Origin of the sequence: Pseudobutyrivibrio sp. UC1225, assembly GCF_900115215.1 — a bacterium.
Classification (GTDB): Bacteria; Bacillota; Clostridia; order Lachnospirales; family Lachnospiraceae; genus Pseudobutyrivibrio.
The window spans coordinates 166,769-179,358 of sequence record NZ_FOVQ01000006.1 but is presented as its reverse complement, the minus strand read 5'-3'; the positions used below and the strand labels follow the sequence as shown (position 1 = coordinate 179,358).

The 12,590-nt window shown below is 33.4% G+C and carries 12 protein-coding genes; 8 read left to right on the top strand and 4 right to left on the bottom strand.

Annotated elements, in window-relative coordinates; genetic code table 11:
- The first annotated feature begins 72 nt into the window (after positions 1-72).
- Positions 73-303, top strand: coding sequence for a hypothetical protein (locus BMZ41_RS09765; RefSeq protein ID WP_090529118.1), 231 nt, complete (start codon positions 73-75; stop codon positions 301-303).
- A gap of 77 nt (positions 304-380) precedes the next feature.
- On the opposite strand, the gene BMZ41_RS09760 is transcribed toward BMZ41_RS09765, so the two are convergent.
- The gene (locus BMZ41_RS09760) at positions 381-833 is read right to left on the bottom strand and encodes a hypothetical protein (protein ID WP_090529115.1); all 453 of its coding nucleotides are present in this window, start codon (positions 831-833) and stop codon (positions 381-383) included.
- Positions 826-1,884 carry a DUF6076 domain-containing protein gene (locus BMZ41_RS09755; protein WP_090529112.1) on the bottom strand — a complete coding sequence of 353 codons (1,059 nt, stop codon included), beginning with the start codon at positions 1,882-1,884 and terminating at the stop codon, positions 826-828. Before BMZ41_RS09755 ends, BMZ41_RS09760 begins: the two co-directional genes overlap by 8 nt.
- A gap of 287 nt (positions 1,885-2,171) precedes the next feature.
- Between BMZ41_RS09755 and BMZ41_RS09750 the strand changes: the two genes are divergently transcribed.
- Positions 2,172-2,603 carry a hypothetical protein gene (locus BMZ41_RS09750; protein WP_090529109.1) on the top strand — a complete coding sequence of 144 codons (432 nt, stop codon included), beginning with the start codon at positions 2,172-2,174 and terminating at the stop codon, positions 2,601-2,603.
- A 32-nt stretch (positions 2,604-2,635) separates the two neighbouring features.
- On the top strand, positions 2,636-2,977 hold the full coding sequence (locus BMZ41_RS09745) for an arsenate reductase family protein (RefSeq protein ID WP_090529106.1): 342 nt from the start codon (positions 2,636-2,638) through the stop codon (positions 2,975-2,977).
- Positions 2,978-2,995: 18 nt separating this feature from the next.
- Here BMZ41_RS09745 and BMZ41_RS09740 read toward each other — a convergent pair whose 3' ends face one another.
- On the bottom strand, positions 2,996-3,313 hold the full coding sequence (locus BMZ41_RS09740) for a helix-turn-helix domain-containing protein (RefSeq protein WP_090529103.1): 318 nt from the start codon (positions 3,311-3,313) through the stop codon (positions 2,996-2,998).
- 397 nt (positions 3,314-3,710) lie between these two features.
- Here BMZ41_RS09740 and BMZ41_RS09735 point away from each other — a divergent pair, with 397 nt between their 5' ends.
- The 4 genes from BMZ41_RS09735 to BMZ41_RS09715 all read left to right on the top strand — a co-directional run bounded on the left by BMZ41_RS09735 (position 3,711) and on the right by BMZ41_RS09715 (position 11,114).
- Positions 3,711-6,113 carry a glycoside hydrolase domain-containing protein gene (locus BMZ41_RS09735; protein ID WP_090529100.1) on the top strand — a complete coding sequence of 801 codons (2,403 nt, stop codon included), beginning with the start codon at positions 3,711-3,713 and terminating at the stop codon, positions 6,111-6,113.
- Between the two features lie 1,489 nt (positions 6,114-7,602).
- The gene (locus BMZ41_RS09725; protein ID WP_090529093.1) at positions 7,603-8,199 is read left to right on the top strand and encodes a hypothetical protein; all 597 of its coding nucleotides are present in this window, start codon (positions 7,603-7,605) and stop codon (positions 8,197-8,199) included.
- Positions 8,200-8,321: 122 nt separating this feature from the next.
- Positions 8,322-10,442 (top strand): glycoside hydrolase domain-containing protein, encoded by a 2,121-nt coding sequence (locus BMZ41_RS09720; RefSeq protein WP_177184203.1) that lies wholly within the window; start codon positions 8,322-8,324, stop codon positions 10,440-10,442.
- 84 nt (positions 10,443-10,526) lie between these two features.
- The gene (locus BMZ41_RS09715; RefSeq protein WP_090529088.1) at positions 10,527-11,114 is read left to right on the top strand and encodes a hypothetical protein; all 588 of its coding nucleotides are present in this window, start codon (positions 10,527-10,529) and stop codon (positions 11,112-11,114) included.
- Positions 11,115-11,160: 46 nt separating this feature from the next.
- Here the strand turns inward: BMZ41_RS09715 and BMZ41_RS09710 are convergent, their stop codons facing one another.
- Complete coding sequence (locus BMZ41_RS09710) at positions 11,161-11,880, bottom strand: hypothetical protein (RefSeq protein WP_090529085.1); 720 nt, start codon at positions 11,878-11,880, stop codon at positions 11,161-11,163.
- 101 nt (positions 11,881-11,981) lie between these two features.
- Here BMZ41_RS09710 and BMZ41_RS09705 point away from each other — a divergent pair, with 101 nt between their 5' ends.
- Positions 11,982-12,515, top strand: coding sequence for a hypothetical protein (locus BMZ41_RS09705; protein ID WP_090529080.1), 534 nt, complete (start codon positions 11,982-11,984; stop codon positions 12,513-12,515).
- Positions 12,516-12,590: the final 75 nt, after the last annotated feature.

Below are 12,590 nucleotides of genomic sequence, written 5' to 3'. Positions count from 1 at the left end.
ATTGGGAGATTCTTTATTAGAATAATGAGATTATAAAGATGATTAGAGTGTTAGAGGAAGTATGTACTACGTGTGCCTGGTGATAAGCGTGATATTAAGTATATTGCTCCAGAAGAATTGGCTGCAGGTCTTAGCTCTATTTTGAAGCAGAATTATTCTGCAGACAAAGATGAATTATACCGTGCTGTAGTTAATCAGCTTGGATTCTCACATATGGGTGATGCTATTTATACGAAGCTGGATGAGGCTCTTAAATTATTGAATAATGTTACTATTGAGGGCGATATTATTTCGTTGAAGTAGTAGAGAGATGTAAATATAAATATGAAATATCAAACGGATGGTGTAGAGTAGAAAATCTTTACACCATCCGTTTTGGATTATTGTTTCGCTTCATAGACTTTTTTTACTAGTTCCGTAGCAATAAAAAATGTGGCTAAACCAAGTATCTTTAGGGTAAGATTGTGTGAGTACTCCAATTGGGCTTTTTGGAAGTCTTCACTTTCATAATGAATGTTGGCTGATACATCAGCAATTCTTTCCATGCGATTTAGTAATTGTTCACGCTGCTCGAAAGACAGATTTGGTTTTCTAAGTTCTCTTTCGCAAGCGGATAATACTTTGTCGTTTTGACATTGAACTCTTGTAGTAGAAGCGATGTTTGATGCAATTGCACGCTTTGTGTTCAGACTGTCATCTTTAATGACGGTTACAATCCCAGAAAGAGATTTCTTTGTGTCTTCTCGGTCGACTGGCCAGTTGTTTTTAGGGGCGTTATGTGTTTCTGCAAGTTTTGCTGAATTGTAATTTGTGGTTGTAAGCTTGTTATTCATATAATACCTCCTGTGGATTATGTTTGTTTAACCATGTTTTAAATTGTTCAACAGATAATGTGCCATTAAGTACTTCTGTTTTCTTGTTAGGTCCATGGATAGCAACATCATTTATTAAGTTGTTGATGTTTGTGGCGTTTTCAGGGTGTCTGCGTTTTGCGTTGTAAAGCCTTCCCTTAGTATTCTTAATAAGTCTTTCTAGTTCATCGTTGCGTACTTTTTCTCGATGTAATAGTTGAGGATAGTATTCATTGCAGCATCTGTTGTTACTTTGAGGGGCAAGATAGTTACAATATTTTGCTGTAGTCCTTTTGGCGACAAAAAATTTTCGACAACTTGGGTTTTCGCAACGTATGATTTTACTTTTGGATTCAGCTATGTGTGAAAACTCAAATATAGCCATAACTAGAAAACTGTTGATTATATATTTCTGTTTGAAAGTTTTTGTACTCGTGTCATATGATGTGTTAATGAAAGTAGCCGGTATAATATTGTCATTATTAATTGAGCTGTAGAGATCTTCATATAATAGTTGCTCTTCTTTAGTAGCTGTATTTGACCATAGAGCAGCAGTAGCTCTAAAAAGATCTATTCCATTCATTAAGTCAATATAATAGTTGTTGTAACAAAGACGCAAAAAGTTTCCGATAGTATCAAATCCAATTTCAGTGAACAAATCAGTTGTATAATAAGCTCGTTCAATTTCTTGCGACAAAATTCGAGTTTGTGAAATGGTATCAAGCGATCTATAGTTTTCAATGCAGCGAATAATACTACCCTGTGCAAGAATTCTGGCAGGATAATTATCCTCATAGAGGAGGGTTTCTATAACAAAACGCTCAGCTTCTTCTATTGTGTCTTGAGTTACCTCAAATTCATTAAGGGGACATTTATTTATACAATTACGTAATATATTCTTAATGTTGTATAGGATTTCACCCTGGAAAATGCAGCATAGTAATTCTCCAACAGAATATGTTTCGTTTATGGAGTTAGTTACTATATGGTTATTTCCATTTTCGTAATCAATAATAAGACCATGTTGACGCATTTATGTATCCTTTCTTGTTTGAAATGTATTGCTAACACTTGATGTAATAGTAGCACTTAAACCTATTAAATACAATGAAATGAGTTGCACAAGAATAAGATATAGAAAATAGACTTTTTACTATTGGTAACAAAATATAGAGCGAGATATAAATGTTGTCGTTCTTTTAGTAAAGACTTATACTACAATTAAAAACTAGGGCGAAGAATGTGCTCTACATTTTTTTGTAGAGTTGTCTTCATATGGGAGCTTAGAAGGATAGTAGAGAAAAGTAGGTTTATGTACATATGGATGAGATGGAATTATTTAAGGTGGTGCATAGCGAATTGTTGATGTCCATGCAATATCTAGAACAAGATTTAAAAATAATATATGCAACGATAAAAGACGGAAAGTTTAATGATAACTATGAAATTCTTGCTGATGCGCCATTGGGAAAAATCCTTGTTGAGTTTCGCAAACTAGATAAGGAAAAGGGGTTTGCCAAGATTAAGTCTAAAGATTATGAACTATTAGAAGATATAAGGGAAATACGTAATTATTGGGCTCATCAGTGTTATTTGGATTTTCATTATATTGAAAATAATCAAGAAAAATACGAAGCATTTCAAGAAGTTAAGAAGCGATTACATTATGATGAGCAACGAGTATATGATCTTCAACAACGTATGGAGAAATTGCGTATAAGTGTGGTCAAGAAGTATAGGAATAAAAAATAGCTTGGAATTGCGGGAATTTAGTAGAGAATCAAATGAACATACAAATATTTGGCACTAAGAAGTGCAATGATACAAAGAAGGCAGAACGCTTTTTCAAAGAGCGTGGCATTAAGTATCAGTTTATTGATATGAAGGAAAAAGGCATGAGCAAGGGGAAACTCACATCAGTTGCATCAGCAAATGGTGGCATTGCTAATCTTGTAAATCCTGATGCGAAGGACAAAGATGCAGTAGCATTGTTTCAGTATATTGCAGATGAGGATAAGCTGGAGAAGCTGCTTGAGTCACAGCAGATTATTAAGACTCCAGTGGTAAGAAATGGTAGGCAGTCTACAGTTGGTTATCAGCCAGATATGTGGAAGAAGTGGAAGTAGAAAAGTAAAGATTGTTCTCTACTTTTCTTGCCATAATTTAATAGTTTTTAAAAGTTTCTCCTTTTTCTCACTATCCAAATTTTTTATCACATTCCAGAGAGCATTATCAAATGATGATTTTTTATAGTCTGGTTCAATGTTTCCCACGAGTTCATCGAGAGTAATTCCCATAAGTTTAGAATAGTAAATAAGAAGTCTGAGGAACATAGCGGTACATCCGTTTTCCACATTACTGATATAGTCAGGAGTAACCTCTAGTGCATTAGCTACCTGGTTTTGTGTCATTCCAAGACCAATTCTATAGTTCTTTATTTGTTCACCGTAGTTTTCGTTCATAATAGCACCTCATCTATTAATAATATACATAAATATATAATTATTATTGACTTATTTAGGCCTTGGTCTTTTTATTATGTTACGGGGGTTTTATGTAAATAAGTTATGCGGGGGAATTGACATCCTCAATGCAGCTCATTAGACTCACATCCAATGAAATTATAAATGATATTAAGTCTGAATTAGAAGAGTTTAAACTGCCTAGGAATTTGAAACATCAAATAATTAGGCGGTTTTCATAACCGGAAATGAATACCTGGTTGTGCAGAAAACTGATGGAGGGAGATTATAGCCACCTACTTGTGCATAATATTTTTAATTGTTGTTTACATTTAATGTTTATTTCTCTTTTTTTTTAATGCGTACGCAAAAACACATTATTTAGGAGGAAATTAAAATGGATGTAATGGTTCAAGCAACACAAAAATGGCTCAATGATACATATGGTTCAGATGTAAGATTCAATAGAGTAGATGAGGATGGACAAACAGGATGGGGTACTATTCATGGACTTATACGTGCACTACAAATTGAATTAGGAATTCAGAAAACAGCAGATTCGTTTGGCCCTAGCACGCAAAAATTGTTTAAGCAGAAGTGGCCTAACGGAATAAAGCAGCAACAGGATGGGTTTGAGAGAGTAGAAAATGTTAATGCAATAATTCAGGGGGCATTATGGTGCAAGGGTTATTCTACTGGTGCAAGTCGTATTTCAGGACATTTTTACTCGGGAACAGGCAACGCTGTAAAAAAATTAAAGAAAGATATGGGCGTAAGTGATAATTCATCTACAGTTACACTTGATATAATGCAGGCATTGCTTTCAATGGATCAATTTGTATTACTTGCGAATGCTGGTGGGACAAGTACGATTAGAAAAATTCAGCAAAAGATTAATAGAGATTATGTTTCATATACAGGAATTATACCTACTGATGGCTTGTACGGTCGTAATATGAATAAAGCTATGATTAAAATTTTGCAGAAGTTAGAGGGATATACAGGTAAAAATGTAGATGGTGTCTTTGGCAATGGAACAAAATCAAAATTAATTACACTTACACAAAGTAATGCAGGTAAAAATTCTGAATGGTTTTGGCTATTAGAAGTAATGCTGATATGTAATGGATATGATTTAATGCTTGGCGCAGAATGGAACCAGATTGTTTGGGCAATAAAAAAGTTTCAGGAGGATTATTGCTTACCAGTAAAAAATATGATTGATACAAATACGTGGATGAGTTTATTTGTATCATGTGGAAATAAGGATCGTAGTGCAAAAGCTTGTGATACAAGATTTGAAATTACAGAGGCTTTAGCAAAAAAGATAAAAGGAGATGGTTATACAATTGTTGGCAGATACCTTACAGGGGGAAATTTCAAAGAAATTCGCGAGGGTGAATTAAAAAGAATATTAGATAATGGATTACAGTATTTCCCTATTTTTCAAGAAAATGGAACAAGTATAGAGCATTTTACAAGCGTTGCAGGAAAATATGATGGTATGAAGGCTTGTACTGCAGCTATGAAGAAAGGTATACCATCGACCGTTATTTATTTTGCAGTTGATTGTGATGTTCTTGATTATCAAATCGATAAGTATATTATTCCATATTTTAAAGCTATCAATGAAGTTATGGAACCTCGTTATAGTGTTGGTATTTATGCATCAAGAAATGTTTGCACAAGAGTTGCTAATGCTAATTTGGCAGTTTCAAGTTTTGTTTCCGATATGTCTACTGCATTTAGTGGAAATCTCGGGTTTCCAATCCCTAAAAACTGGAATTATGATCAGTTTAACGAGTTGAAAAAATATGTAGGAAATATTGACCTTGATAAAGATGCTTATAGTGGACGATTTCCAGCATGCTCTAAAGTAGTATCTAGTGAAGACTATTATAAGTACGAATTACCGACACTGTATTCAGCGAACGATCTTAAAAATTTAACTAAAATAACGGAGATTATCCCTTTGTTGGGGGAAATAGAAGATGCTTATAAGGATTATGCTTCAAGTCGTTCTAGTTTAGATCAGCCAGCATTATATTCTTCAGAAATAGGTTGTTTACAGTATCTGGCCAAGAGATATTTTACAAAAAGTGGGTTTGCGGAGGAAATAGGTTTCCGATTGGTTACTGCAATGGAATATGATGCTAATTTTGAAAACTTTTTTAATAGCAAATATGCATCATTAAAAGAAAAAATCAGTGCATATTTAGAACAAACTGATTTATGGGATGGAAAAACAGGAATTATAGATTTGCCACATTTAGCAGTTACAACGCTTACCTATTGTAGGTTAACTATTAATCCAAATTCATGGAATGGATGGGCAGGAGATTTAGTTTCTGCATATGTATTAGTAAAAGAATGTTCTGAAATAATGAAAACAGAGCCATCATTGTATATTGCACGCGCATTTGTTGGAGGCAGCAATCCTAATGTTGATTTAAAATTAAATACACCTAAATTTGATAATCGTTGTAATTATAAGGATTTATGCTCGGACGGATATGCTATAATTCTTGCAAAAGCAGTAAAAAGTAAGAAGAGTATTAAAGATGCAATGAATTATACTTTTATTGATAAAGTAGGAACAGAATTTAACGCTTTATTAAGTGATACAAAAGCTACTAATAATGATGTTCTCGAGATAAGAGATAAGGTAACTGGGATTGTAACAACATATATTGCAGATTATTTATCTAAGTATGAGAACTCGTCAGTTAATATTCCTCAAACAGTAAAAGACGTATGTATATGGGCTTATGCTAATTGGTTGAAATTATTATGTAATTAAAAAGAAGGAGGAAATAGGGTATTGGCGTTTATACAGCTAATACTCTATTATTTCGGTGCGATAACCAGTGTAGCTATTACCTTTAAACGATATCATAACTTGATTATTATCTAACCATTTTATGATATAATCGGCATTTTCGCCATATAAAGCAGGACCATCATCTTCAGAAAAAACTATTCCTGTGTCTTTAGAATTAAAAAATGAGTACCTAATGTAAACATGACTGAATGATACAAAACCAAATCCGTTTGTTCTAGTGTACAATTGTATTCCTTCAGGAGAGGATGGTTCTAAATAATAAATGTCACCATTAACAATGCGATATATAAATGGTGCAAAAAATAGTGCAAGTATTACGATAGGTAAAAAAAACTTATATAATTTTTTCATAATGCAAATGATAAATGTGACAATACATGTAAATTGAGTAATTAAGGAACTTGAATTAATCTAAAATAATTATAGAAAATAGAGTGTTTTATTGTCAATTATAAAAGATGTAAACTATAGAAAGTCGCGCAAAGTCCTAAGACTGCGATAAGTGCAGTGGTTGTAAGCATAAGCAAGTCCTCCAAATAAAATTTCCCGAAGGTAGGGATTGAAATCTTTATGTCAACGGAGGTCACATTCCTCCGATCGAAGGACTAAACGCCTACCGAAAATGGTAACACCGAGAAGTATTATAGAAGAGTGTGTTTGTTTGCCGAGGATAATATATAAGCACAAAACATGAGAGACGGTCTGGTACCATTCTGGTACCAAAAACTTTAAAAACAGCAAATAATGATGCGAATATGGATAATTACATCAAAAGAAACACTGAAAAAACGTCATTCGTAATTAAGATAAACTATGGAGTGAATCGTGAGGAACACTCCAGTGTAATTCAATTAGTGAAACAGCAGCTTATTTCCATCTTACTGAGAATTACCTAAAAGAAATTGAAGCTAAGGCTTTGGCAGCGCTTAGGGATGGTATGAATGATGGGAAGATAATATGATAAGAGAGTCTGTGAAATATCGACAGACTCTCTGTAAATACGATTTTTTTATTACAAAAATGTTTGAAATGCAATAGTTACTTATTAGATAATTGTTTTCTTAGGTGTTCCCTAAGCAAATAGCGGTGCTAGAATCTCCTTTCTATCAGTATTTTAAGATAAGGAATGCGATTCGAGTCCCGTCTCGCGCTCGACTGTTAGAGAGTCTAGAATGCTTGATAATTCAAGCTTTCTGGGCTTTCTTTTTTTCGAAAGGAACGATTTTTGGTTGTCCCCCCCGGTGTTCCCTGAGGGGTAGAACCCATCGCATCCAGTTTTACTTTTGTTGATTGTCAAGTAGTTTTGACCCGCAGCTCACTTTCAGATTGACGATCATACTCTAGAATTTATACAAAAAAATTTTTTTTTGTTTACAAATAGGATATATGCCTCTTTATATTATTTGATTGATCAATCAGAAATAAAATATGAAAAGAGGTATTTTTTATGGCAAGAATTCCAAACTCTTCTAGAGCATATGTTAATTGCTCTAGTACAAAGATTCCAGTGTACAAGGATGCTACACTAAACACTAGTCAGATTATTGGACATATTTATCCAAATGAAATGTATTCGGTAATTCCAATTGATACATCAAACCCAGATATTTGGTATGTTGGTGTAATGTTTAGAAACAGTGCAGGAAAGGCTCAAAAGGGTTTCATTTGGGCAGCAGCACTTGAGGCAAGTACAGATCCCGCCTATGCACCGCAGCAGGTTCTTTTCCATCGTAGAAATTCAAATGGAAAGACCTTGGTTCCAGCTACAGCGGTAACTATTAGTAAATCTGATAAATCAAAGTATATGATTTTTACCGTGAAAAAGGATGTAACTTATTATGTGAATGAGACATTAAAAGGAACATTAAAGGCCGGTGCTAGGGTTGCTACAGATGGTTCTACTGTTGGGAAAAAGCATCCAAGTAGACTAAGCATTGATTATGTTGATACAAAAGGAAAGGGGAATTGGTCTAAGCTTACAAATGGATGGGTAAGCTTAGGATTTTCGGTCGGTTCTACCCCAAGTAATAGAGCACTTTATTAGTGTAATGTCTCAGGGCCTGATAATGCATTCATAATTATAAATAGTGCTGATTATCAGGCTCTAATTATATATTTTTTATGCAGGAAAGATTTTTAGTAAATAAAAAGAAAGAGAGTATAAAAATGGATTTAATGGTAAAGAAAACACAGGAATGGTTAAACACAACATATGGAAATAATCCTGATTTTGTAAAGGTAACAGAAGATGGTAAAACTGGAAACGGTACAGTAAAAGGCTTAATTAGAGCTCTGCAGATTGAATTAGGAGCAACGGTTGATGGCTCTTTAGGTACAAAGACACTTGAAAAGTTCGGTACATTGACACGTGGATGCAATAAGACAAGTGCATCTAAAAAGAGACAGGTATATATTTTACAAGGTGGACTTTATTGTAAGGGATATAATCCAAATGGTCTAGATGGTGGATATGGTGCAGGAGTTGAAGCAGCAGTTAAAAAGCTAAAAGCTGATGCTGGCCTTTCAAACCCTAATGGTAATGCTGATGCGGCATTTATGAAAGCATTGTTGACAACTGATGGATATGTTTTAGCAAAAAATGGTGATGCGCAGGTGAGAACAATTCAACAGTCTTTAAATAGAGATTACTCTTCATTGATTGGTCTTATCCCATGTGATGGAATATTTGTAAAGCAGACTCTTAGAGCTTTAATTAAGGGATTGCAGTACGAAATTAAGAAGGAATGGCCTGAGATTGTTGTTGATGGTATTTGGGGGACAAATACAGCAGAACATTGTCCGATTATGAGAAAGGGTGGAGTTGTTCATAATGCTAAATACGTATTTTTTCTTCAGTACGCATTATATATTAATGGTTTTACAACAGGTAACTTTAATGGCATTTACAGCGATAAAGTAGAAACTGCAGTTAAGAATTTTCAAAAGTTTTCAAATATTATAACAACAGGTATTGCCAATAGACAGACATGGGCTTCTCTGATGGTAAGTTATGGCGATAAGTCCAGAAAAGGAAAGGCTTGTGATTGTATGACTCCAATTAGCAAAGCAACAGCGATTTCGCTTGTAAATGATGGAAGAGAGGTTGTAGGTCGATACATTGTAGGTGGTTCCAATAAGATATTGACTTTAGATGAGGAGCGAATTATTTATAAAGCCGGTTTAAAGATTATGCCTATTTTCCAGAATACTAATAATACGTCAAGTTATTTTACAAAAGAACAGGCATTAAAGGATGCGTCAAAAGCATACATTAATCTATGTAAATTGAAATTTCCTAATGGAACAACTTTCTATGTGGCTGTAGATTATGATGTAAATGAGAAGGATGTAGCAAATGTAATTATTCCATATTTTAGGACTTTTTGGGAGCAGTTTAAATCCCTCAATAATAGAGATTATAAAATTGGAGTATATGGACCAAGATATGTTTGTACAGAACTAACAAGAGCAAATCTTGTCACAAGTAGTTTTGTTTGTGATATGTCATCTGGTTTCGCAGGTAATATAGGAAAGCCACTTCCAGCAAACTGGGCATATGATCAGATTTCAACTGTTAAGATTGGTAGTGGAGCAGGCTTAATTGAAATTGATAATAACATTATGTCTGGAAAAAATAGTGGTGCTGTTGTAAATCCGGATGCACATTTTGAACTCACTGAAAGTGAGAAGGAAGAATGCATTAAGAGTACAGCAAATACAATTATAAGAAAATTTAAGTTAAGAGAACTAACTAATGCTGAGTATACGTTTGAAAAAGAAATATTATTAGCTTCTACCATAAATGCAGATGTATATATCAAAATTACCAATAGTGTTGCATCCAATAAAAGTGCAGTATATTCTGTAGGAGTAACTAATCGTAAATTTACAAATCCAGATTTTTCCGTTGAGATTGCAAATGTAAAAGCTACACTAAAAAATGTTGACAAAAGTTTGATCCCAGATTTAGATGGTTTGGCATCAGAAATAGGAAATGGAAGAGTGGAAATATCTATTTCGGCGGAAGGAACTAATACCATATTAGAAATCAAGTCTGTTGTATTATCAACAGAAAATGATATACTAAAGAAAGATTTTGCAGTAATAGTGAAGATTGTCTTTAAAAACGATTCACCAAGACCAGTAAGCGTTATGCAAGAAGTGTGGGATGGGGTTTTTGAAAATCTAAAAAAAGTAAGGGAACCACAGCTCTCATATAATGAAAAAATAGTATGTTTGATTTATGTTGTAGTTGTATTTTTTTTCATCCTTTTATGTGCTGCTTAATATAATGCTTTAAATAAATAGACCAAGATAAGCGATTTGAAAGTCTTGGTTTATTATTTCGATAAAAAATAGGGAAGACCAGATATGTTTAAAACAACTTTTTGCTATAAAAATATGTTTGAAGAGAATATACATATTATTTATTATAAAACGATTGGGTATAAGTTAAGAAGAAGACAAATAATAGGTATTCCACTAGGTTTTGTTATTTTTGCCGATAGCTTAAGACGCGATTTTATAAATAGGGACAGCCGTACATTAACGCTTGTACTCAATATTCTGTGCATATTACTTATAGTTATTGCAATATATATTCTTTTGGGGGATTGGCATAGATTCTATTTCTTCCTTAATAAAAAACTATATTTAGATAGATTTAAGGATAATAGTTTAATAGATTTAAAGATTTTAGAAGATGAGATTTACATTACATATCACTCAGAAAAAATATTGTTGTTACCAAAGTATCCCATATTTTTAGGGGTAAAAAAAAAGCACAAGCATTTTCGTGTATTTGTTTATGACACTCCCCAATATATATTTTTCACAATGATAAACGCATGCTATTTTATTTATATCGATAAGGTACAAGTATCAGGGGACGAAATCAAAGATATTCAAACTAATTTAAAAAATATCTTTGGAAAATGCTATGTAGAAAAATATGAATAAAGTTATATTGACTCGAATATCGAATAAGACTTGCAGGCACGCTGGGTTATTTACCTAGCGTGCCATAATATTTATAGATGGTACTTTTATCTATGATATTTTCATCTTTAAAAGTATCGGGGGCATATCTAAATAAATAATAATCCATATCATGGTATGTATAGTAAATCTTTAATAGGTATTCTACGTCGTGCGTTTCTTTTAATAGAGAGTAATAATGTATTAGTTGACTAAATATTTTAGAAAAATCATCATCATATATTATTGATTGATAATCTTTCAGTATTTTAATATAGGAATCAGCATCTAAATGATTTTGGGTTACAACGGGTTCCCCGTACAGTTTTGCATATTCACTACCATCCATCTCTGGGTGATTTTTTTCTTTTTCGGATTCATCATAGGCATATCCGATTAGTACTTTATCTCCAGTATCTTCATATATATTCCACATCAAAGAATCGGGATCATTAAATTGAGCAAATTTATCATTAATAAAAGTGACTTCCATAGAAAGATTTTGTGCAGCAATCCATGTACCAAGCACATTGATTGTTTCAGGCGACAAGTCTTTAAGGTATTTGTCTCTAGCAGCCTCTACTTCATCTAGACTTGGATAGTAATCAGTTTCATTAGTTAGAGTGTCAGGATTAGTATTTGGCGCTGAGTGTGTTTGCTGATTTGGTGAATAGTGGGGCAGTGTTAATGTACTACATCCGCAGAGGATGATTGAAAAAGATAGTAAAAGAATTACAATTTTTTTCATTATATTTGAATCTCCTGATTGAAGTTTACATTATAGACACTCATGTCTTTCTTTATATTAGATAATAGATTATCAAAAGTAAAGAAAAGGAGGACAGTAAAATGTCAAATATGTTTTGCGTAAATATGAGCGGCAAAAAAGTTCCTGTATATGCTGATACAGAAAAGAAAAAGCAGATAGGTATAATTTATCCAAGAGAAGCATTTGGTTATAATCGTAATTGGGGAGGAGATGATTATTTTTGCAACATAGTTTTTAGAAATTCTTCTGGGAAATTATCAGGAGGCTTTATAAATGATCCACCTAACAATAGTATAAGAGACTGTGCGGATTATCCATATGGGAGTGTAAGCATTGGCGGTATAAAATATAAGACATTTCTTATGAGGAAATCACGTACAGTATATACAGCATCTGGTAGAAAATGGGGGGCAGTAGCAGCAAATTGTAAAGTAGCATGCCTTACTGGTTTAGCTGGTGATAGTGATGTTTCTCTAAAAGGAATCAACTATGTTCAAAGCTCCAAGGGAAATTGGGTACGTGTGGCTGGAGATGGAGATGACTATGGATTTGTTGACACAGGTTTAAGTGTAGGGTCTTCATACAACAATATTCCATTCTATGGCGCTTGGTAATATATCATCAAATATGTAATAAAGGATAAGCATTTACGATTGTAGATGCTTATTTTTTTAATGTGTATTGTCAGA